The organism is Larkinella arboricola (assembly GCF_003259745.1).
GTDB classification, from domain to species: Bacteria; Bacteroidota; Bacteroidia; order Cytophagales; family Spirosomataceae; genus Larkinella; species Larkinella arboricola.
In genome coordinates this window covers 328,702-352,163 of sequence record NZ_QLMC01000006.1, presented here as the reverse complement: position 1 = coordinate 352,163, position 23,462 = coordinate 328,702, and the positions used below count along the sequence as shown (strand labels likewise).

15 protein-coding genes and 1 pseudogene are annotated in these 23,462 nt (G+C 52.2%); 12 read left to right on the top strand and 4 right to left on the bottom strand.

Features of this window, described 5'->3' with window-relative positions; translation table 11 throughout:
• Positions 1–268 precede the first annotated feature (268 nt).
• From LX87_RS23605 to LX87_RS23595, 3 genes and pseudogenes are all read right to left on the bottom strand, one after another.
• Positions 269–3,859 carry an ABC transporter permease gene (locus LX87_RS23605; protein ID WP_111630759.1) on the bottom strand — a complete coding sequence of 1,197 codons (3,591 nt, stop codon included), beginning with the start codon at positions 3,857–3,859 and terminating at the stop codon, positions 269–271.
• Positions 3,859–4,764 carry an ABC transporter ATP-binding protein gene (locus LX87_RS23600; protein WP_111630758.1) on the bottom strand — a complete coding sequence of 302 codons (906 nt, stop codon included), beginning with the start codon at positions 4,762–4,764 and terminating at the stop codon, positions 3,859–3,861. Before LX87_RS23600 ends, LX87_RS23605 begins: the two co-directional genes overlap by 1 nt.
• 84 nt (positions 4,765–4,848) lie before the next feature.
• Positions 4,849–5,093 (bottom strand): annotated as a pseudogene (locus LX87_RS23595) (winged helix-turn-helix domain-containing protein).
• Positions 5,094–5,679: 586 nt separating this feature from the next.
• Between LX87_RS23595 and LX87_RS23590 the strand changes: the two are divergent.
• From LX87_RS23590 to LX87_RS23545, 10 genes are read left to right on the top strand one after another with little or no spacing between them, the layout of a single operon-like run.
• Positions 5,680–8,841, top strand: a complete 3,162-nt coding sequence (locus LX87_RS23590) for a SusC/RagA family TonB-linked outer membrane protein (protein ID WP_111630757.1) — start codon at positions 5,680–5,682, stop codon at positions 8,839–8,841.
• Between the two features lie 11 nt (positions 8,842–8,852).
• Entirely contained in the window at positions 8,853–10,487 is a 1,635-nt protein-coding gene (locus LX87_RS23585; protein ID WP_111630756.1) for a RagB/SusD family nutrient uptake outer membrane protein, read from the top strand.
• Positions 10,488–10,526: 39 nt separating this feature from the next.
• Positions 10,527–13,364, top strand: a complete 2,838-nt coding sequence (locus LX87_RS23580) for a hypothetical protein (protein ID WP_146624539.1) — start codon at positions 10,527–10,529, stop codon at positions 13,362–13,364.
• A gap of 44 nt (positions 13,365–13,408) precedes the next feature.
• The gene (locus LX87_RS23575; RefSeq protein ID WP_111630754.1) at positions 13,409–14,791 is read left to right on the top strand and encodes a GH39 family glycosyl hydrolase; all 1,383 of its coding nucleotides are present in this window, start codon (positions 13,409–13,411) and stop codon (positions 14,789–14,791) included.
• A 39-nt stretch (positions 14,792–14,830) separates the two neighbouring features.
• The gene (locus LX87_RS23570) at positions 14,831–15,697 is read left to right on the top strand and encodes an amidohydrolase family protein (protein ID WP_111630753.1); all 867 of its coding nucleotides are present in this window, start codon (positions 14,831–14,833) and stop codon (positions 15,695–15,697) included.
• Complete coding sequence (locus tag LX87_RS23565; protein ID WP_111630752.1) at positions 15,694–16,701, top strand: zinc-dependent alcohol dehydrogenase; 1,008 nt, start codon at positions 15,694–15,696, stop codon at positions 16,699–16,701. The genes LX87_RS23570 and LX87_RS23565 overlap by 4 nt, the downstream gene beginning before the upstream one ends.
• 5 nt (positions 16,702–16,706) lie before the next feature.
• Positions 16,707–17,858 carry a mandelate racemase/muconate lactonizing enzyme family protein gene (locus LX87_RS23560; RefSeq protein ID WP_111630751.1) on the top strand — a complete coding sequence of 384 codons (1,152 nt, stop codon included), beginning with the start codon at positions 16,707–16,709 and terminating at the stop codon, positions 17,856–17,858.
• A 13-nt stretch (positions 17,859–17,871) separates the two neighbouring features.
• Positions 17,872–18,552 carry an RraA family protein gene (locus LX87_RS23555; protein ID WP_111630750.1) on the top strand — a complete coding sequence of 227 codons (681 nt, stop codon included), beginning with the start codon at positions 17,872–17,874 and terminating at the stop codon, positions 18,550–18,552.
• Between the two features lie 14 nt (positions 18,553–18,566).
• The gene (locus LX87_RS23550) at positions 18,567–19,274 is read left to right on the top strand and encodes a PIG-L deacetylase family protein (protein ID WP_170139445.1); all 708 of its coding nucleotides are present in this window, start codon (positions 18,567–18,569) and stop codon (positions 19,272–19,274) included.
• Between the two features lie 54 nt (positions 19,275–19,328).
• Positions 19,329–20,933: an SLC5 family protein gene (locus LX87_RS23545; RefSeq protein ID WP_111630748.1), complete on the top strand. Its 1,605-nt coding sequence runs from the start codon at positions 19,329–19,331 to the stop codon at positions 20,931–20,933.
• A gap of 54 nt (positions 20,934–20,987) precedes the next feature.
• Here the strand turns inward: LX87_RS23545 and LX87_RS23540 are convergent, their stop codons facing one another.
• Positions 20,988–21,848 carry an AraC family transcriptional regulator gene (locus tag LX87_RS23540; RefSeq protein ID WP_170139444.1) on the bottom strand — a complete coding sequence of 287 codons (861 nt, stop codon included), beginning with the start codon at positions 21,846–21,848 and terminating at the stop codon, positions 20,988–20,990.
• Positions 21,849–22,164: 316 nt separating this feature from the next.
• Here LX87_RS23540 and LX87_RS23535 point away from each other — a divergent pair, with 316 nt between their 5' ends.
• Together LX87_RS23535 and LX87_RS23530 are read left to right on the top strand one after the other, a co-directional pair.
• Positions 22,165–22,749 carry an RNA polymerase sigma factor gene (locus tag LX87_RS23535; protein ID WP_111630746.1) on the top strand — a complete coding sequence of 195 codons (585 nt, stop codon included), beginning with the start codon at positions 22,165–22,167 and terminating at the stop codon, positions 22,747–22,749.
• Between the two features lie 15 nt (positions 22,750–22,764).
• Complete coding sequence (locus LX87_RS23530) at positions 22,765–23,268, top strand: hypothetical protein (protein ID WP_111630745.1); 504 nt, start codon at positions 22,765–22,767, stop codon at positions 23,266–23,268.
• The last annotated feature ends 194 nt before the right edge of the window (positions 23,269–23,462 follow it).

Below are 23,462 nucleotides of genomic sequence, written 5' to 3'. Positions count from 1 at the left end.
ACCGGGACCGTATACGTAATCAGATGCATCCGTGTCTGCGTATCGCGGGTCGCGGCATTGCCCGCAATGACTCCCCGATGACCACCCAGATCACGCTGCCAAAGACCGTAAAAAAGGCAATCGTGCCGGGCCCATTTAGCGGGGTTCCATCCGTTAACGTAACCATCCGAAGGATGCGAAAGCCAAACATAAAAAAGGCGAACAGCAGCCCTGTCGACACCTGGCGAAACGAATAGTTCACCTCAAACCAAACGATTTTCGAATTTCATCACTGTATTTCCTCGATATTATCGCCTTCCTCCCAGTCGAGGAGGCTGTAGGGGTCTATTCCGCCCCGCGCCGGTTTCTGGGGCACCATTATTATGATGGTTTGCTTACCGGAGTGGATGAAGTGCTTCCGCAGGTACAGCGGCTTACCCAGCTTCTGGCCGGGCTGGGCGCGAGCGAATACGCCGATTTCTACCCAGCCATTCACCGGCACCTTGGTTTCCACACCGGCGCTATCGGCCACCACCTTCTGGGCCTCCACCTCGAAAGTTACCTGCCAATGGCCTGCCGCTGTCTGTTTCGCCGTCGCTTGCCGGGTGTTGAAGGTCCAGATTGCATTAACTTCAAACAGGTCGTGCAGCAGGGGTTTAAGCGAGTCCGGCGTGACGGCCTGCAACTCCCGGTAGAGATCGATCGTCGTGGCCAGGGATGAGACCTTCTTTTCAATGAGCCTACGAAGGGCTCTATTCACCCGGGCCTCGCCTACATACTCGCTAAGGGCATGCATCGCGTAGGGACCTTTGCGGTAGTTGGCCCACGGGTCCATGGCCCGCAGCAGCGGCAGGCCCGTGCGCATGGGGGGCCAAGGGTCCGGCTGGCGCATGATGCTCATAAACTGCCGGAGGGCTTCCCGGCCCTTCACCTTCTTGACGAGCTGCATGGCCGAGTACCAGGCGAGGCTTTCGGAAATGACCCCGCCCCCCTCCGCAAAGGCCGCCTGGAGCTGCATGCCCCACCATTGATGCCCCATTTCGTGGGCCATAATCTCAAAAAGTGCATCGAAACCCGCCCCCTTCGGATCCAGTTGAAAGAAGCCTTCCCCACCGGTGATCACGCCACTCCCATCTACGCCCATTCCCATGAAGTTGCCGGGCTGTTCGATGACTTGCAGAAAGCGATGCGGATAAGGGCCGAACTGCGCCGAATAATACGCCAGTGAGGCCCGGATGCTGCGGAGCAGCCGGTTAAGGTGCTCGGTGTGGCCGGGGTGAACATAAACCTGGAGATCGACGTGTTTCCAACGCTCACGGTGCACCTTGTAGTTAGCGGAGAAAAAGACGTACCGGCCGATGATCGGTACGTCGGTGCCATACTGAAAATAACGTCGTTCTCCCTGGTGCCACGTGCGCCGTAGTTCGCCCGGGGCCACGGCCACCTGATCGGCGGAGGTGCCGATGATGGCTTCGAAGATCGCCGGGGCATCGGCCGCTACGCGCGGATCGATGTCACCCGGATCTGGCAGCGTGACCTGCCGAGGTAGGCCGTGCTTGCGCCGGTCGTCGGCACCCCAGAGTTCACGCTGGGACTGGTAGCCGATGATGGGTAGGGCATCGCCCGTGAAGTAGGTGCCGTTCTCCAGAATTGCCTGCCCTGCTCCGGTACTGCCAAGACCCCGAGGGTCAAAACCCCGGGCTTCGAACGTTACCTCGAAGCGGAGCGTCAGCGAGTCGCCAGGCTGGAGCGGTTGGCCCAGCGCGTAGATGAAGTGGCCAAGCTTCTCATCGGCCACGACCGCTCTGGCTGGCCGATCAAACCGCATACGCGTCTTCACGTAGAAAGCCGGTTCCAGATGCACGGAGGTGATCGGCCCCCTGGTACGGTTAACCAGGCGGTAGCTGCCGCGGATCGTCGCTTCCCGCCGGTCGGGGTAGATCTCAATGTGCAGATGCGTGGCTACCCGCGTCGGTTGGGCAATCCCTTCGTACTTCCCATAGTGCCTCTCGTAGTCGGCCCGGCGTTGCACCTGCTCATCGTCGGTAACGTATGCATGGCGTACATTCGTGTTATAAAAAATGAAGCCCCCCAGAGAGAGAAGAAGGCCCACCGCGAGCAGGGCGAAACCCGCCGTGGCCCGCGTGTACCGAAGCCGGACGATTTTCAACCGGCTTGCTAAGCCCTGCTCCTTGCCGCGAACCCACAGCAGCCTGGCGATCACGGCCAGCAGCACGGCCCACGCGGCCCAGTACAGCCGGAACCATAGCCACGGCCCGAGGGACGATTCAACACCACGCATATCGGTGAAATACCATTCCGGGCCCGAGGCATAGACCAGCAGGGGGTGCTCAATGCCCAGAAATGAGGAGAAGACCATAACTAGATAGGCGATCAGGGTGAACAGCTGCCCAAGGTATTTCTGGTTGACCACCGCCTGCACCGTCATAGCAAGGGTAGCGAAGAGCAGATAGTCAACAAGTTTCAGTCCCAGCAGGACCTGCACGTATCGCATGATCTCGAATGGGTAGTACCCTCTGATCACTTGAACCGTCAGGCCGACAACGATCATAATCCCCATCAAGGTGGCCAGGATGAGCCCCAGACCCAGGAGCTTGCCCAGGAACAGAACCCATTCCGGCACTGGCGTCGCATCGACGCTCTCGCTCAACCCGGCGTCGCGCTCCCGCCAGACCAGCTCGCCCGCATAGTAGATAGTAAAGAGCGGAACCATTACCCAATAGTTGGTGGGGGAGGTGAGCACACCGGTGAGGTGCCTAGTTAATAGATAAGCCGTCCGTGGCAGCAGGGGTACGCCCCAGTGCTGCATCTTCACCAGCACCGTGAACGTCACCAGCATCGGGAAGATGAGCAGCAGGAAAAGGCCACCCGGACTCATCGCAATCCCCTGAAAGGAACGGCGGGCCACGGCGAGGGTCTGACCTAGATTTGTCCTGAAACCAAATGACTGACGAGCGGGTGGAATAGATCTACTTAGGCGGGTGAATCCGGTAGGGGCGGGGGACTTTACTTTCGTAGTGAACCGTGGGGTGAATTGGCTCCACCAATCGGTGGGAACAGGGTGTACCAGGCGAACGCGCCGGTAGAGGATGGCGAGCATGCCTAGGGCGATGCCGACCCACAGCAGCCGATTCCAAAGCATCGGGCCTTCCAGGGTAAAGGAGCGAACGTTTTTTTCAACGATAGTCCAATTCGACATCATCTCGTTCATGATGGCCAGGATGCCAATGGGGTCCGCCAGCAGCGCCCGATGGTGCAACCTGGAACCGTACAGCGTCAAGGTCACAGGGTAGGAGAGGAAAAACAACACCAGACTGCCCAGGTAACTGGCCATTGGCCGACCGGTAAGCATTGCGAAGGCAAACTGGAAACTCGTCGCGACCAGCGCATTCGTCAAGGCAAGAAAACCGTAGGCGGCCAGGTAAGCCTCTGGGCGAAAGGGGCCCGTGAGCTCGGGATTGGCGCCCGGTCCATAGACGGCCAGCAGGCTGCCCACTTGTACCCCCAGCAAAATAAGCGCCTGTAGCGCGAAAGCGGCCCCAAAACGCCCCCCCAGATACTCCGCTTTGCGGACCGGGCTGGTGAACAGAAGCGGGTGCATACGGGTCTGCCGGTCCCGCGCAGCGGCCTCACCGGCGACGGCCGGCGCGAGCAGCAGCCAGATCTGGCAACTAAAGACGGTGACCGACGTGATAATGAACGGGGAGTTAAGAATGAAATCCTGGGGCAGGGTAACGGGCAGAATGGCTATTCGCGTCGAGAAGAAAGCGAATACCACCATCACCACCAGAAAGAGCCAGGGCCAGGGGCGACGGAGCTGATAAGTAAGCTCGAATCGGAAAATTTCCCAGCACTTCATTAGGCCGCAGCTGATTTACGGTTTCCAACATAACCCGCCATGACCGCAAAGTAAACGTCCTCCAAATCGGGTTGCACCGGTTCAAAGTCGCCGGGCGATTCCTGGCTGTAAATATGGACGAGGGTGCGCCCGCTCAGCAGTTTGGTGGAAATGATCTTGTGTTCCCGCTCCAGGTGGATCAGCTCATTCTTCGGGATGATCTTTCGCCAGATGCGTCCCTTAAGGGCTTCCATAGCCTTCAGCGGTTCGGCCTCGTGCAGGATTTCGCCCTGGTTAATAATGGCCATCCGGGTGCAGAGTTCGCTGACATCTTCGACAATGTGGGTTGAAAGGATGACCACACTGTTCTCGCCCAGTTCACTTAAGAGGTTGAGAAAGCGCACCCGCTCAGCGGGGTCCAACCCAGCCGTTGGTTCGTCCACGATCAGCAGTTTTGGATTGCCCAGTAGAGCCACCGCCACCCCAAAACGCTGCCGCATACCACCAGAATAACCCCCCAGCTTCTGCTTGCGTACCTCCCACAGATTGGTCTTGCGTAGCAGCGCTTCGACGACTTGCCGGCGCGACTGGCGGTTGGAAAAGCCCTTGAGTACGGCAAAGTAATCGAGCAGGCTCTCGGCGTTTACCTTCGGATAGACGCCAAATTCCTGCGGCAGATAGCCCAGCGTCTGGCGTACCCGATTCGGCTGGTTGACCACATCGATGTCGCCCAGGTGGATGCTGCCCGCATCCGGTTCCTGCAATGTCGCCAGGATGCGCATGAGGGTGGATTTGCCCGCCCCGTTGGGACCGAGCAGGCCGAACAGGCCATTGGAAATCGTAAGGCTTACATTTTTTAAGGCTTGCACCGTACTGGTGCGACCATTGGAATATGTCTTGGAGATATTGGTAATTGTTAGGCTCATAGCTTCTGGGCGATTACCTTATAACAGACTGAATAATACTAAAAGTACTTTTTGTTGCAAAGTTGAAATGCATAAAATAATGGCTTAAAGCTTTTTATTGGACCGGATTAAACGCTCCAGGGCATTTAAGTGGTTCTTGAACGCTACCGCTCCCTGCCGGGTGGCCCGGTACTGGGTATTGGGTTTGCGCCCAGCCAACTGCTTTTCTACTTGCAGATAAGGCGCTTCTTCCAGGGCGCACAAATGACTGGCCAAGTTGCCGTCAGTCAGTTGAAGGGTTTCCTTTAGAAAGCTAAAATCGCCCAGTCTGTTACCATCAGGACTGACATAATCCCGAGTCGAGCCCGACTTTCAAAATTTTTATTAAGATCCTCTAAGTAGTCTTTCACCTCACATAGACCAATCCATTATCATCTTTTAACAGGTTTCTCAAGCCAGCTTAAGACCAGCAATCTTTTATTCATAATTTAATAGTAAATAAAAGTACTTTGTGTAACAAAGTTATAAATGATTTTTAAAAAGCAATGAGGGCGTCATTATTAATTTTTGTAAAAAAGCTGGACTGCGGTTGGCGTTGTTTTTTTATAGACTTTATGTTTTGGGATGAAGAAGATCGGGAGCTTTCCCGCATTTCCCTCAGATTCTTCTAAGATTACGGCTCCAACTATTTAGAAGGCCAAGACACTACTGCGAGTAAGGGATCGCTTGTCAAAAGCAATTTGATGAAAGTTTTAGAATCTATACCGTTTTCACAACGTCCGTTTACAAACACTAAGCGCATTTTCATGAAATAAATATTATTTCATGAAAATGAGTACACGACGCCCCTATTGCCGTGTTAAGGGTGGTTTTGACTTTCTACCACTCTAGCCAGAACGCTCTCCCAACTTCTTAATCATAAAACGACCCCTAGCTATGGAAAAAGCATTACTTTGTAGCACAGCGGTTTTCGCCAACATTCGGATCCGATGTCTCCAGCTTTTGGTGGCAATTAGCTTCTCCGGAACCGCACTGGCCGCTGATTTGAGCTTTCCGGTCTTGTCCAACCCGAAAACGGTCGCTCCCGCCTATGATTTTACGGTAAAAGGTAAGGTGGTAGACGCCGAAAAAAATGAAGCCCTTCCGGGTGTCAGTGTCGTTATAAAAGGGAGTCAACGCGGCACAACGACGGATGAAAAAGGGCTGTTTTCGCTAGTCGTTCCCGACGAAAAAACGGTGCTGGTCGTTAGCTTTCTCGGCTACGAAAGCCAGGAGGTAACTGTCGGAACCAGCACTGTTTTGGATATTGCCCTCCGGGCGGACAGTAAATCGCTCAATGAAGTGGTTGTGGTCGGCTATGGGGTTCAGAAGAAAACGTCCGTAACGGCTGCCGTATCAACACTTAAAGGCACCGAAGTAGCGGCTTTGCCGATTACAAACCTCAGTAACGGCCTCGGTGGTCGGCTGTCAGGGGTTATTGTGAAACAAGGTTCGGGCGAGCCGGGCCGCGATGGTTCAAATATCTTTATTCGTGGTGTTTCGTCCACGGGTGGCAATCAGCCACTGCTCATTGTCGATAACATTCCCCGGAGTTTCCAGCAACTCGACCCCAATACCATCGAGTCATTCACGGTTTTGAAAGATGCCGCAGCCGTGGCTCCCTACGGTGTAGCGGGCGCAAACGGGGTAATTTTAGTCACCACCAAACGCGGAAAAACCGGCGCACCGTCGCTGACGTATAATGGCTACGTTGGATTTCAGAATCCAACGGTTTTGCCGGAGTATGTTAATTCGTATCAATACGCTACCCTGCGGAATGCCGCGGCCCAAAACGAAGGATTACCGATTCCGTTTTCCAATTATGCCCTCCAAAAATATCAGGATGGTTCCGATCCGGATGCTTACCCGACTTTTAAGGATATCTGGGGTTCCCTGATCAACAAAAACTCCTTGTTGACTTCGCACAACCTGGAACTGTCGGGCGGAACTGACAAAGCGAAATATTACGCCAGTTTGGGGTATCAACACCAGGAAGGCATGTGGGCCGCCACGGGGCAAGACCGGTATAACCTGGCCGTTAACCTGGACGCGCAGGCAACCCGGACCACCCGTGTTTCGCTGAACCTGAATGGCTATGTTCAACAGGCAAAGTACCCCTCCATTGCCACGGGTCGGATCTTTGAATTGATCGGTTACCTGCACCCGCTTTACGGTCCACTCCAGTATAGCAACGGCATGTACGGAACGTTTGTCACGGGCAGTCTCTTCAACAGTGGCTATCAGAAAATCAATACCTCGGCGCTTTACTCTCAGTTATCGATTGAACAGGACATTCCCTTTATTCCCGGGTTGAAACTGAAGGGAACGATAGCTTACGATCCCACCACGGTTATGAATAAGACGTGGACGTTACCGGTTCAAAAAGCGTCCATCGATACAACGAAAAAACCGTATGTGATCAAAGATGGCATATTTGGTCAGACCAAACCGTCGTTGAGCCAGGGTTTTGATCAGGGGCGTCAACTTACCTACCAGGCGGGATTCAATTATAACCGCTCGTTTGGCAAAAGCACCGTGAGTGCCTTGGGTATTTTCGAAGCCAAAGCCAATGATTTACTCAGCGTAAGCGCCACCCGCCGAAACTTCAATCTGCTGGTGGACGAAATCAATCTGGGTAGTTCCAGCCAGGCCGATATGAGCACGGCTGGTATTTCGAGTTCAGCCCGGCAAATGGGGCTGGTCTACCGCGTGACGTACGATTACGCCGACAAATACCTGCTGGAAGCCAGCGGGCGCTACGATGGTAGTTATTACTTTGCGTCGGATAACCGCTTCGGTTTTTTTCCTGCCTTTTCGCTCGGATGGCGGCTATCGGAAGAACCGTTCCTGAAAAATCAGGTCGCCTGGCTCGATAACCTGAAGCTCCGGGGTTCGTACGGCGAAGTAGGGGCACTGGCCGGTAGCGCCTTCCAGTACCTAAGTACCTTCAGTGTGCTGGGAACGAATTACGTGATCAACAAGAATGCCGTACAGGGTATTCGGGAACGGGCGGAGTCCAACCCAAATATTACCTGGGAGCGGGCAAAAAAAACCGACATTGGTTTGGAAGCAACCCTTTGGAAAGGCCGGTTTACGATTGAAGCCGACTATTTCTACGAAAAACGCTCCAATATGCTCGTCAATCCCGACGTGGTCGTTCCGGCGGAATACGGCGTTGCCCTGAGTCAGGTAAATGCCGGAATTATGGATAACCGTGGTATCGATTTGTCGGTCTCGGCCAATCACCGGTTTTCGAACGATCTTCAGGTATCACTGGGCGGCAATTTCACCTACGCAAAAAACAAACTACTCCAGGTCTTTGAGTCGGGCGTTACCGCCAACAATCCAAATCGCCGGTTAACCGGTCGCTCCCTGGGTACACAGTTTGGTTTCCAGGATCTGGGCTATTTTCAGGTTAGTGACTTCGATGAATCCGGCAATTTAAAAAGCGGGATCGCTACCCAGCCCTGGGGAAAAGTACAACCGGGTGATATTCGCTATGCTGATTTGAACGGCGATGGCAGGATTGATGACAACGACCTGACAGCCATCGGAAATGCGGCTGCTACCCCTCAGATTATTTACGGTATTGCGCCGACGGTACGCTATAAAGGGTTTACCCTTGATCTGCTGTTCCAGGGTACGGCCCGCGTGAACTGGTATTATCAGCCTTCTTCCATTATGCCGTTCTGGGATACGATGTTGCCCTACGTCCAGAATTTTGACTACTGGACTCCGGAAAATCCGGATGCGAAGAATCCCCGGCTTACCTCGTCGCCCACGGTTAATAATTCCCAGATTTCTTCTTTCTGGATTGGCGATGCAAGCTACCTGCGGTTGAAGAATGCAACCCTGGCGTATAATCTACCGTCTGCGATTACCCAGAAAATCAAAATTCCGAGCGTACGAATTTACGTTTCCGGCCAAAATCTGCTCACCTGGACCAAGCTGGTAAATTATGATCCGGAAATCGGACCCAACAACTCCTGGCAACCCAACGGTCCCTGGTCGTATCCACAGCAAAAAGTCTTTTCTGCGGGTCTAAACGTCACCTTTTAACGAGCCTGATTATGAAACCCATCACTTCTTACAAGCCAATCAGCCTGCTGATTTTCCTGCTGGTGAGCATCAGTTCCTGCAAAGATTTCCTGGAAGTAGAACCGCGCGATCAGGTGTCTGATGCCACCCTGTGGTCGAGTACTGCCAACGCGGACTTGTTTTTACATGATGTATACGCCGGAATTCCCACAATGGACATCGGTGATCCCTGGGAAAACTATTCCGATAATTCCCTGAATGGGCAGGCGGGCCGCGTCAGCGGTATCTTATACGGAGCCTCTATTTATACCCCCAGCAACGCGCCCAACCGCTGGGCCTTGTATACGCAGATTCGGAAATGCAATTTGTTTATCACGAAGGTAACGGCTTCTGCGTTGTCTGACCCCTGGAAAACGCAACGACTGGGGGAAGCCCGGTTTTTACGGGCCTATTATTACATGCTGCTATGGACAGCCCACGGTGGCGTCCCAATCATTACCGATGTGCTCAACCAAAGCACGCAGGGCGATGCCATTTTCCGGGCCCGTAATACGCCGGAAGAAACCGTTAAATTTATTACGGATGAATGCGCGGCTGCTGCGAAAGATTTGCCCACAACGGCTGAAGCAGGCCGGGCCACCAAGGGAGCCGCTCTGACCCTAAAGGCTTGGTGTGAACTTTTCAACGCCAGTCCGCTCTACAATGCCGCCAATGATAAAGCCAAATGGGCGCTGGCGGCTGCTACGTACAAAAGCGTCATGGACCTGAAAACCTACACCTTATTTCCCGATTATAACACCTTGTTTTTTGAAGAAAATAACAACAACGTGGAGGTAATTTTCGACCGGCAACACCTGGGCGGAACCGGGCTGGCGAACTACCGAGAATCCTACCTGGGCCCCCGGTTTGTGTACGGCACCCTGACGGGTTTCGGACACGTCGATCCGACCCAGGATCTGGTGGACGAATATGCGATGGCGAACGGGCTGCCCATTACCGCCCCTGGTTCGGGTTATGATCCCCAAAACCCGTATGTGAACCGCGAGAAACGGTTTTACCAGTCCATTGTCTACGACGGATCAACCTGGCTTGGCGACCTGATGATCATGAAGCAGGGTGTAGGGAGCCTGAATGCCACGGATTTGAACAACAGCAGTGTTTCCACCAAAACCGGGTATTATTTGCGGAAAGGCATGAACACCAAATACGCCAGTGTTAACAACAACCAGAATAGCGCCAATCTCATCCTGTTCCGGTACGCGGAGGTGCTGTTGGGTTACGCTGAGGCTCAGAACGAAGCTGTGGGGCCCGACGAGTCGGTTTATAGTGCCGTTAACCTGGTGCGGGCGCGCTCGGAGCTGCCCCCGCTATCGCCGGGAATGACGCAGGCCCAGATGCGGGTTGCCATTCACCGCGAACGTCGGGTTGAGCTGGCGTTTGAAGACAAGCGGCTGCCTGATCTGATGCGTTTGAAACTGGCCGAAAAGGTATTAAATGGAACGGTCCACGCCATGAAAATCGACATGGTGGGCGGCAAACCGGTCTACACGGTTATTCCGGCTGCGGGTGGGGCAAAAACTTTTTATCCGGAAAAAAATTACGTACTTCCCATTCCGCAGTCGGCCATCGATAAAAATCCGAAATTAACCCAAAATCCCAATTATTGAGTTTGCCAATCCGTTCCGGCGGAGCTTATATTACTGCCTATGTTTCTTTTTCAAAAGCTAGCTTATTGGTTTTGCTACGCAGCGGTTTTGCTGCACGCGTTTTTTGCGAGTCCTGGAATATCGGTTTACGCTCAGCAACCGGAAGGTCAGCGGGCGTCGGTACGGATCGAATTTGGCCAGCGGGTTCAAAAAAAGACGGTTTACTCCGTACAATTGCTGGCCCGTTCCGCCGGGATGCAGATTGCAAAAGTGGTCGGACAGAACGTTGAAAAAAACGACTTCGTGGGCGTCAAAACCGTCTTGAATACGGGTCCCGGCGATATTGATGTTCTAACGGCGGAGGTGAGCTGGCCCAAACCGACGGCGATACCGCGGAAATTGGCGTCCCATAAAGACTCGTACACGGTAAAGAACGATGCCATGTGGGGATATCTAATGGAAAACGGTTCGCCCGGCCAGTCGGCCCGGTTGAAAGACGATACCTGGCAGCAACCGGATGCCCCGGTACTGACCATTCAATTGGCCGACGATGGAACCCGGGGCTTTTCGGTGGCGCTGGAACAACTCCTGCGGCACGGAGCGATGTGGTTCCCGGAACACGGTATTTATGTTACACTGGCCGACAAACCGGTTGAATTTGTGAAACATCTGGCTTCGCTAACCGGCCAGCGAACGCTCGATCAGGTCCAGCAGGCGCCGGATGCAACCCTGAGCGAATTTAAAAACCGCTGGGAAGATTTCGGAAACCCCAACCAGTGGGATGTTCCGTGGCAAACAAAGTATTTAGGAACAAGGGGGCATCTGATTGTAACGGCTCCTGCGCACGGGTCGCTGTACAAAATTGCGATTGACCGCTGGGCAAATGTCAGGCCCGATTTTGCCTCCCCCCACCGATTTCGATTTGATTTGCTGTGGCCGGAAAGCCAATGGAAGTCCCAAACCCTCGTCAATGGGTTGCCGATCTGCGTTACCCGGCTGGAACGTGGTGGCCAGTTTTGCGAAATCGAGCAATTGGTGGCGCCCTTAACCACAACACCGGGCGGTAGGTCCGGCGAATCATCGGGTGTCATGCTCACTCGACTGCGCCTTTCGGGAAAAGCGGGGCCGGTTGCCGTCGGTTTTAGACTGACTAGCGAAGTGAAAAATGCTGTGCTGGAAGCGAAAAAAATAGGTCCTGATTGGGCCGTGGTGGATCGAAAGTCTAACACCATCTGGTTATTGCTTGAAACCGGTCCCGGATTTTCGGTTCAGATCAATCCATCCGATTCAGCCACGACCTCGGTTGAACTCAGCTGCACGGGAGCGTTGAACCCGGGGGAAACGCGGGAAATTCTGGCAAAGCTATCCTCTCCGCCACTGGCCGAAACGGATCACGGAAAACTCAAAGCCGTGGATTTTGCCGCTGCGCGTCTCCAGGTTGTCAATTATTGGGAAAACTGGCTGCGTCAGGGTGCGACTTTTCAGGTGCCCGAGCCAGAGGTAAATAATCTGTTTCGCGCCAATCTGTGGCATGCGCTGATTTTGCCCAGACACCGAATGGATGAACAGGGAAGACCACACATGGATTTACCGTATGCCAACACCGCCTACGGACAGAAAAACGCGGATTGGCCCATCAATCAGGTGGTTTACGTGGATTACATGCTGTACGGACTGCGGGGACACTGGCAGGTAGCCAACGACGAGATTGCGGCTATGTTTCAAAGTCAGCAACAGCCCGACGGGCGGATTGGCGGTTTTGCTAACTGGGGCGTGTATTCACCGGGCCATTTGTACGCGATTGCCAAAAACTACCTGTTGTCTCGGGATCAGGCCGGATTTGACCGGCTGCTCCCCCAGTCCCTCAAAACCCTGGATTGGTGTCTGGCTCAGGTGGCGAAGGCAAGTCAGGACAGTGCCGCTACCGGCCTGATTCGTGCTCCGTTGAACGACCTGACCCACGCCGAACGGGAGTGGGCCTTTTCGCAGGCTTATTTCGTAGCGGGTCTGGACCTGTTTGGACAGGCACTGTCTGTACACAAATACCCACGGGCAGGCGAAGTGCTGAAGGTAGCCGCGAAGCTGAAGCAGGATGTGGAACGGGCGTTTTCCCGCAGCAGTGTGCGGTCCGCAGTGGTGCAACTGGCGGACGGGAGCTGGAGTAATTTTGTGCCAACCGACGCCATGACGCCCCGGCGTATGATGGAACAATGGTATCCAACCGATGTAGATTGTGGCCCGTTACACCTGTCCCGGCTAGAAGCCGTAGATCCCCGGAGTTGGCTGACAACGGCGATGCTGCATGACCACGAAGACAATCTGTTTTTGAAAAATCAGGGGGCCGCCAATGAACCGGTGTACGTCCAGCAAGCCAGTGTGTATTCGCAGCGTGACCAGCCTAAAGCCGTAATTCGGGCGTTTTACAGTCTGATGGCTTGCGGTTTTTCACACCACCAGCTTTCACCCGTCGAACACCGTTGGGCCTGGGGGCAGTATTACGGACCGCCAAGTACCGATGGCGCCTGGTTCGAAATTCTCCGGAACATGCTGCTGAATGAACGCAAAAATCAGACGTTGCTAATCGGTCAGGCTGTGCCGCGGCCCTGGCTGGAAGAAGGCAAACAGATTACGGTTCGACAGGCACCCACCTATTTTGGTCCGCTATCCTTTACCATGGAGAGCCATACTGCTAGTGGCCAGATCACCGCGCGCGTCGAACTTTCCAACCGTAATCCGCCCAACGAACTCCTCGTCCGGTTTCGGCACCCGCAGGAAAAACCACTGCGAACCGTGCTGGTCAATGGAAAACCGTGGAAGGATTTCGATGCCCGGCAGGAATGGGTCCGCATTCCGAAACCAGCTGCCGGAACCATTCTGGTGACGGCAAAATATGAGTAGTCAAAGGTTGGGAAATCTTTTATCTTACGTCTAACTGTGTAATTATGAAACTAAACCCACTTCTTCTTACTGCCTTTTTGAATCTTTCAGGTGCTCTGCTGGCACAACCGGTTCAGGTCAACGTGGGTTTTGGGGAGAAAATGGGGCCGATGCGGATGGAACAGATGGCGTTGGGACAGGGCGGTCTTTCTGAAGAACCGATGCTGTCGAGTCGGCTCACCGAAATCCGCGCGTTGAAGCCCGGCATCATCCGGCTTTTCGTCAGTGAATATTATGATGTGCTGCCTCAACCCGGCACCTACCATTTCAGGACCCTCGACAGTATGGTAGCGTCCATTCTGCAAACCGGTGCCAAACCCCTGATGGCGCTGTGCGTGAAACCTAAAGTTCTCTTCCCCAAAATAGATCAGGACATTGTGGAACCAACGGATTACAAGCAATGGGAAGAGCTTGTTTATACTATTGTGAAACACTACCGGGACCGGAATGCCGGGATTCGGTACTGGGAGGTGGGCAATGAGGTAGACATTGGCGAAGATGGCGGTACTCCCTACCGGTTTAAACCGGAGAGTTACGCCCGGTATTATAAACATACGGTAGCGGCCGTGCTCCGCGCTGACCCCACCGCCCGCGTGGGAGGTCCGGCCCTGGCGTGGTTTAAGTCCCCTATTTTACCAGCCTTGCTGGATGCCTGTTCCAAGGAAAAAATTCCGCTGCATTTCGTTTCCTGGCACCATTACAACAACAGTCCGCAGGCGATCCGGAACCAAATTGAATACGTGCAGGGTCTGTTGAAAAAGCATCCGGATTTGAAAGCCGAAACCATTATTGATGAATGGAATGTGGATTTATTTAATCCGATTCTGGACCCCCGTTACCAACCCTGCTACGTGGCTGAAACCATTTGGCAGATGAAAGATGCCGGGCTGGACTGGTCGTGTTATTACCACATTCGCGATTGGTACGTCTCCTACGAAACGTTTGCCAAAGTCTTCTCACCGTCCGGGACGGCATTTATGACCCGGTGGTGGAACCGGCAGGCCCAGTTTAGCGGTCTGATCGACTACCAGAACCAGATTCGTCCGGCGTATTTCACGTTCAAACTCCTTTCCCGCCTGGCTGGAGAACGGCTTAAGGTTAGCTCGACGAGTGACAAGGTACACGGTTTTGCCGCACACGATCTCCAACTTCAGATGCACAATCTAATGCTCTGGAATTTTTCGGACCAGGCCGTTGAAGTGGAAGTAAACTTGAAGGATTTACCCAAAGCCATGCGGACGCGCCACATTGTGCTGGATGCAACCGGAGCGGGAAACGATGAAAACCAGCGGCTGCGACCTGAGCCTTTTGTTCAGATTAAACAGGGGACACAAAAGCTGACCGTCAAGCTGGAACCCTGGGCCGTTCATTACTGGTCGCTGGAGTGATAGTTTGCAACGAGTTGATTACCTGATATGTAGAGAATTATGATTGTTGACATTCATACGCATTTTTTTCGACCGGACCTGGATTTTGGGCCTAAATTACTGGCTGACATGGCGCGCTGCGGAGTGGATGCATCCTCTTGGGGCGATGTGGGCGAACGGCATCTGGAAACTACCCGCGAAGCCGATGTTGCCATCGTTTTTGGCCTTCAGGCTTCCCAGACGGATTGGAACATTCCCAACGATGTAGTGGCCGCGCACGTCGCGCGAGCCCCGGAGCGCCTGTTGTTCTTTACGTCCATCGACCCGGTTTTGCCCAATTACATGGAGGAACTCGAACGCGGACATCAGGAGTTGGGCGCGGTTGGCGTCAAGATGGCCCCCCTGTACCAAAACATTCATCCGGGTGATCCGCGTTGTTACGAGATCTACCGGTATTGCGTCAAACACGGGTTGCCGATTCTTTTCCATACCGGAACATCCTTTGTTGGCGGCACCCCGCTGGACTATTCCCGGCCCGTTTATTTCGATCAGGTAGCTGTTGATTTTCCGGATTTACGCATGGTAATGGCCCACCTCGGACATCCGTGGGAGGGCGAAACTATTGCCGTCATTCGGCGTCACGCCAATGTCTTTGCTGACTTATCCGCCCTGTATTACCGCCCGTGGCAGTTTTATAATTCCATGCGCCTTTTAGTGGAATACCGGGCGGACGCGAAAGTTCTCTTCGGATCGGATTATCCATTTACCACTACGGGTTCGTCACTGATCGGTGTTCGAGGCATCAACGCGGTATTGGGGACCAGCGGCTTACCGCCCATTCCGTCGGAGGTTCTGGAAGGCATTATTCACCGCGACAGTCTTCGTCTTTTGGGGCTGCCGCATCCCATCGCACTCCTCCGATCATGAAATATCCCTTACTCATGCAGGGGTTGCAAATGCAAGGAATCGGGAATTTAGTTAACGTGGAGCTTCCCGTTCCGGTACCCAAACCGGATGAAGTTTTGATTCGTACTCAGGCCGCTACCATCTGTACTTCAGATTTGCACGATCTGGCGACTAATCCGTTTAAGATCCCGTTGCCTCGCGTGCTGGGACACGAAGCCGCCGGAATTGTGGTGGCCTGTGGTTCGGAAGTTACCCAGTTTTTTCCCGGTGATCGGGTGGCTGCTCATCCCGTCGTTCCCTGCGGAACCTGCGCGGAATGCCGCCGGGGTCTGGACCATCTTTGCGCCAATATGGGTCATCTGGGCTATGACCGTGACGGCGCTTTTGCAACCTATTTTGTGCAACGTGCCGACCGGGTTAGGGGTCTGCCGCCGAACGTTTCTTTCCCGGTCGGAGCGCTGCTGGAGCCGGTTTCCGTTTGTTTACAGGCCGTTGCCCGTGCGGGGGATGTCCGAAATCGGGTGGTGCTGGTGGTGGGAGACGGGCCCTTCGGAAACATGATTGCGCGACTGACGCTTCAGGCCGGGGCCAGCCGGGTGCTGGTGGTGGGTCGCGAACCGTTTCGACTCAAGCAAATACCGGGTGTCGAAATCGTGGATGTTCCGGCAACCCGGTCGGTCGATGTGGCGATACTGGCCGTAAGTTCTGCGGAAGCGGCAACGGTTTGCCTGTCGGCGCTCCGACCCCGGGGACGGCTCGTTGTTTTCAGTGCGCTGGTTCAACCTGTGCCGCTTGATTTGTTTTCCCTGCACCTGTCGGAACTGGAAATTGTGGGGGCCTGCAACGACGAAAGTCGGCTGGACGAAGCTCTAACCAAGCTGAGTGATCCTGATCTGGCCCTGCACGAAATCATCACCCATACTGTCCGGTTTGAAGAGTGGGAAAAAGCCTTCGACCTGGCTAAAAATCACCATGATCGGGCCTTGAAAGTTGCCCTTACTTTTGACGAAACATTGGAAAAATAGATCGCATGAAAATTACGGACGTTGAAGCCTTTATCCTGGAATCCCCTTATAAATACCAGGCGCCGGAAGACAGTGAAGAAGCTAGGGGCGTAAAACATTGCCTGTTGCTGAAGGTCAGTACGGACGAGGGGCTGGTGGGCTGGTCGGACGTGGAAACGGCCCCGCACGTAGGCGTAGCCGTGGTCAATGCCCCCGAAAGCGGCTCGGGCGTTTTTGAAGGATTGCGGGCGCTGGTCATCGGTGAAGACCCTTTTGATGTTGAGCGCCTATGGGATAAAATTTACCGGGGTACGATTTACTTTGGCCGCCGGGGGGTGGCGATGCAGATTTTATCCGGCTTCGATATTGCGTGCCACGACCTGATCGGCAAGGCCATTGGCCGACCCGTCTACAAAATTCTCGGTGGTGCCCGGCGCGACCGGGTACGGGCCTATGCATCCACGCTTTTCCGGCCAACCCCCGACGCCATCCGTCGATCCTGTGAATATTATCTCGAGAAAGGATTTACGGCGGTAAAGTTTGGCTGGGGCGTCTTCGGTCAAAACCGCAAGCTGGATATTGCGCTGGTAGCCGCAGCCCGTGAAGCACTCGGTCCCGACGTCGAATTGATGATTGATCCGGGCTGGATGGTAAACCGGTCGGCGTACGATGCCATTGATTTGTGCCGGGCGCTGGAACCGTACAACATCTATTGGCTCGAAGATTTCATGCACCCCGAATGTTACGACGGATACGGCAAAGTAAAAGCCGCAGGTGTTCGAACCCGCCTGGCCGCTGGCGAACAGGAAGCCACCGCCTGGGGATTCCGCGAACTGATCAGCCGGGGTGGTATTGATGTGGTTCAGCCGGATTTATCGCGCTGCGGGGGCTTTACGCAGGCTCGGAAAATTATTTGGGAGGCCGAACACGCCGGTATTGATGTTTGTCCACACGCCTGGCTGACGGATCTACTGACCGCGGCCAGTCTTCATGTCAATGCCGTGCTGCCCCGGGCGCTTTTTCTGGAATATAATGTTTCAGACAGCCCGATGCTGCGGGAAGTGATTCAGAATCCGGTGAAAATGGACTCCGAAGGGTATATCCCCGTTCCACAGGGGCCGGGATTGGGAATCGAAATCGATGAACAGGCCGTCAAACGTTTTTGTGTCAATTTATAATGAGCCTATAACTATGGAAACTACCTTGAACTTTATTACGGACGAGGAACGGTTCAACTGGATCAGGGAGAACCTGTATGTTCCAGTGGTGTGTGATGTGCTGGACAGTATGGGCTACCGGAATCAGGCCATGCACCATCGTCTCCGCCCGCTGGATCCGGAAAACTGCGTTATTGTTGGCCGGGCGCGGACGTTCCGTTGGATGGATACCGACTACGTCATGGACGATCCGTACGGATTGGAAATTGAAGCCATGGACGCACTGGGTAAAGGGGATGTTGTGGTGCATTCGACCGACCCCGCCGGTACCAACGCGCCCTGGGGGGAGTTAATGAGTACCATCGCCAAACGAAATGGCGCCACAGGCTGTATTTGTGACAGCATGATTCGTGACTGCCGTAAAATCATGGCAATGGATTTTCCGGTCTTCTACGGCGGTATTCGTCCGCTGGATAGCCTGGGTCGAGGGCGGGTGATGGCCTATGACGTACCCGTACGCTGTGGAGATGTACTGGTTCATCCCCACGAGCTAATTTTTTCAGATTTTGACGGAATTGTGGTTATTCCTCAAGGGCTTGAAGATGAGGTACTTTTGCAGGCCTATGAGAAAGTGACAAAAGAAAATCAATCGCGGATCGATTTGCTGAACGGGGACTCGTTGCGAACGGTTTTTGACCGGTATGGGGTGTTGTAATGGAACAAAAACCGATGAACATCCTTTGTGTAGCCGCCCATCCCGATGATGTCGAAATCCTCTGTGCAGGAACACTAGCGCGGTATTCCCAGGCCGGGCACACGGTTACAATTGCCGTATTCACGAGCGGAAATATGGGAGACGCCCAGATTCCACCGGCTGAATTGGCCTTTATTCGGGAAAAAGAAACCCGGGAAGCTGCGGCTATTTTGGGAGCGAAACTCATTTGGGCGGGTATTGACGACGAGCACGTTTTTCCGAATCAGGAGCAACGCCGAATCATGATCGACATTTTGCGCGAAGCTGATCCAGACGTGATTTTCACGCACTCGCCCAACGATTACCACCCGGACCATCGGTACGTCGGGCAACTGGTTTTCGATTCCTATTTTCAGAAAGGGCTGCCCCACATTCCCAACCAGCAACGCCCGGCTTGCCGGTTTGGACAGGCACAGGTCTATTACATGGATAATCTGGGAGGGATTGGTTTTCTACCAACTGAATATGTAGACATCACCGCGGTTTTTGAAATCAAAATGCAGATGCTGGCCTGCCACCGGTCGCAGGTGGTGGCCATGCAGGAACTGGCAAATACCGATCTGCTCGGCATGGTTGAGGTTCAGGCCCGCTTCCGGGGGCTGGGGGCCGGGTGCCGGTATGCCGAAGGTTTCACGCGACTTGATGCGTACCAACGCGGCCTAACGCATCGGATTTTACCCTAACCAATCAAAATTAGGTGGCTTTTACACCAACGAATTCCCCTTTCCGTATTCCGTATGAACAATTTCCACCTGACGCTCCTGGATAGTATCATTATTATTGCTGAAATTTTGGTCGTGGTCGTCGTCGGCCTGCTGGCGGCCCGAAAAGTAGTGCGCACTACGGAAGGATATTTTCTGGCTTCGGGCAAAATGCCGTGGTATCTCATCGGGGCAGCTTTTGTATCCACCAGCGTTTCAAGCGAACAAATCGTGGGAACCATCGGGGCGACCTACAAAGGCGGTTTGGCGATTGCCAATTGGGAATGGTGGTGTTTGCCAACGTATACGCTGATGATGGTTTTCTTTATTCCGCTGTACCTGCGCAATAAAATCGTCACGGTTCCGGAATTACTCAATCGTCGCTTTGGCCCGGCCTGTGGGGCCATTTATAGCTGCGTTATTTTGGTAGGTTATGTTTTTATTTTTCTACCACCGGTTTTATACGGTGGCAGCTTAACGCTGGGAGAACTAACCGGTTGGCCGCAGTGGGCCGTGCTCGCGGGAATCCTGTTGCTGACAGCCAGTTATACGCTGTTAGGGGGACTCAGTTCCGTTATGTGGACTGATGCCATTCAGTGCGTGATGCTCATTGGCGGAGGGGTATTGCTGTTTCTGGTGGCCCTGGGTAAAATCCCCGGCGGCTGGGAAGCGATGACGTTGGCGGCACCCGATCGCTTCCACCTATATCGCCCGGCATCTGACGAAGAAGCACCGTTTGCGGGCTTGATTCTGGCTTCTTTCGGCGTATTCTTATTTTATCAATCTTCCAATCAGGTCATGGTTCAGCGGATTTTATCAGCCCGGAGTACGTGGGATGGGATGATGGGCTTGCTATTTGCCGGGTTTATCAACATCATTCGTCCGATGGTTACCTGTCTGCTGGGTCTGATTGTTTATCACTGGCTGGATGTAATGCGCCAGGGACCATCCTTACTGCCTGACAATCAGGATCAGGCATTCCCTTATGCCCTGGCGGTGTTTGCTCCATCTGGATTACGCGGTGTTATTCTGGCAGGCTTCTTTGCCGCTGTTATGGCATCGGTTAGTGCCCTTACCAATTCAGTGGCCACTATTTTTTCACTGGATGTTTACCGACGATTCTGGCGAAAAAAGGCCGGTGACAAAGAATTGATTACCACCGGCCAGGTGTCCGGTGGAATGGCCTTGATGATTGCCGCCCTTATTTCGCCGGTTGTCGCCAACGTGGGTATGTTCAAATATTTTCAGACGGGCGTTACTTATATGGCAACACCGTTTATTTCCGTCCTGCTCATGGGTATTTTCTGGAAACGGACGACCTATGCCGGAGCCATCGCCGGAATGCTGGGCGGTTTGGCGATTCAGATTGCGCTGGCGGTTTTATTCTGGGCTCTTGACCTAACACTCAACTGGTTATACGTTGCTGCCATCGCTCAGGTACTGACCATGGCCCTGATTACGTTCGTTTCATATTTCACTACACCCCCAACTTCTGAACAGTATAAGCCTTTTTTGTGGAAGTTCTCCTGGCTGCGCGATCTGGAAGACGGTATGCTGGTGCGTCCCTGGTGGCAGCAAATAAAATTCTGGTTTGCCATTTATGCCGTGGCCTGGTTTTTCATTTACTGGCGGTTTTGGTAAAATCACTCTGTGCGGCCACAGGAAGCGCCTTGCGATGGGCTGTTTTACCCAGGTTCATACGCCTGATTTTCTAAAACTTAATCGGTATTCTAAAGGTTGGTAGTTTTTGAATTTTTTAAATTGCCGGTAGAAGAAGGTTAAGCTTTCGTATCCGGAAGCATAACCGATTTCAGCAATCTGCATGTCTGTTTCGATCAGAAGACGACAAGCCACGTTAATTTTGTATTCATTGAGAAATTCGAAAAATGTTTTTTTCATGATTCGGCTGAAGAACCTCGAAAAATACTCTCCGCTCATCTTTAATTGCTCGCCCATTTCAGCCAGCGTTATCTTGCGTTGATAATGCGTTTTGATGTATTGGTAAACAATGTTGATCCGCTCGTTATCAATCACATTTAAGTCATGGTCAAAGCCTTGTTCGCATAAAAAATAGTAGTCAGTAGTAGTTGCTAGTTCGTTCAGAATCTGAACGAAAAGAATAATTCGCTCGAAGGGCGGTAACGTAACCAGGTGGAGAAATTTCTCTCTCAATTGGATTGCTACGGCCGAATGAAACTTCACTCCTTTTACCGACAGTTTCAGTAGCTGTTGAATTGCCCCAAATTCTCGGGTTTGTAAAAATCCCTTTTCCACAAATTCCTGGTTCCAATAGATAACTACTGCGCTTGATGGTGGTCCCTGGTTGTCGTTATTTATCCAGGCATGAGGCAAATTAGGACCCACAATAACCAGATCATCTTCGAAGAAATTCTCAACGCTGTTTCCCACATAGCGCACACCCGGACTGGTCAAAATATACGTGAGTTCATATTCCGGATGGTAGTGCCAGGGATATTCAAACGCCTGACTTTCCTGTTTATCGACACTAATCGAATGGTTTGCTAAGGCCGAAATCGGTTTATAGAGTGCTTTCATTTGGTTTCCCTCCAGGAATTGGTAACTACGACGAGCCATTTATTAAACTACTACAAAATAGTGTATGGATTGGCCAATATCGTTGAATCCTTCTCGACGTGCGTTACTATATATTTGAAAATACAATGTTGTTGATGGCTATTCTATAGTCAATTGTCCTGATAATTAGAGGTACTGTAAAATTATATTCTAAATATAGGCTAAATATTGAAATATTATTCTCAGTCGTCTTTTCTGTCGCGCGCATGCGGTGTGTACAGAATATACACTTTTTCTAGACATCCTTATCCAGTGTTAAACGTTAAACCCGTAACCCATGAAAACACGTTCTTATCAGTATGCCTGTAATCAGGAAGATTTTTCGCTTTGGGAGGAGTTTAGAAACGGTGATCAAGGGGCCTTAGCTAAAATATTTCGGATGCACTATAAAAGCTTATTGAAATATGGTATGTCCTTAATAGATAGTGCAGAAATTGTAGAAGACAGTATTCAAAATCTATTTGAAAAATTATGGTTCTCCCGGGAACGACTAAGCAGTGTAATGGTAATAAAACCTTATCTGTTCAAAGCCCTTCGCTACCATATTATTGATCAGATAAATGGAATTAAACAGCAGGTTCAATTCTTCAGCCACTTCTGCGAATATTCTACCATTACCAGGTCTTATGAAGAAGCTTTAATTGCGGAACAAAGTAAGGAGGAGCAGCGTATAAAGTTGTCTCTCTCTTTGAAATTGTTGTCAAAAAGACAACGCACAGCCATACATCTCAAAATATATGAAGACATGGAATACGACAAGATAGCTGGCATCATGATGCTGAATGTCCAATCCGCACGCAACCTTGTATATCAAGCCTTCAAGACTCTCAAAACATACAGCAAGCAGATTGACTATGATTAGTTTATACGGTATTCTATGAAAGTCGTCAGAGAACTTTATGGAGATTGGGACGCGGTGTATTGTTACGGAAAAGATTGCCTGCTGATTGTAGGCATTTCTCGAGGCCCGCGGATTTTATATTATTCTAAATTAAATGGTTCAAACCTGCTTTATGAAGATAATACAAATTTTGGATTAGGAAATTGGCGATTGTATGGCGGACATCGATTAACCACAGCGCCTGAAAGCGAAGAAAGCTATATTCCTGATAACGAACCGTGCACGGTGTTCACTGGTCAGGGGTTTTTGAAAGTAGAAGCGCCAATCAATAAATCACAGGGCATCATCAAATCGATTAAAATTTACTTTGATGATCTATATTCCGGTTTTCTAATCGAACACAGATTGTTCAATAAAAATATCACTATTTGGGAAGGTGCTTTGTGGGCGATCACGTGTGTGCCTGCGGTAGGTACAATTTATTCAACTGTTGACGCTGGTGATGAGGTCCACCTAAATTCTGAGCCGGTCAAAGATTGAGGATCGGACCGGGCTCTTCAGCGAGGGAAAACAAGATTGTCCATAGTTAAGCTGTCTTTAATTAAGGCCAAAACTGTTACTTAAAGCCCAATCTTTTGCACCAGCAGTCAAAAAGTAAAAAATAATTCTAAATTAGATCACATCTTTCTAAGGGTAAGGTGGGTGTTTTCTGTCATTGCTTATAGACAGCTATT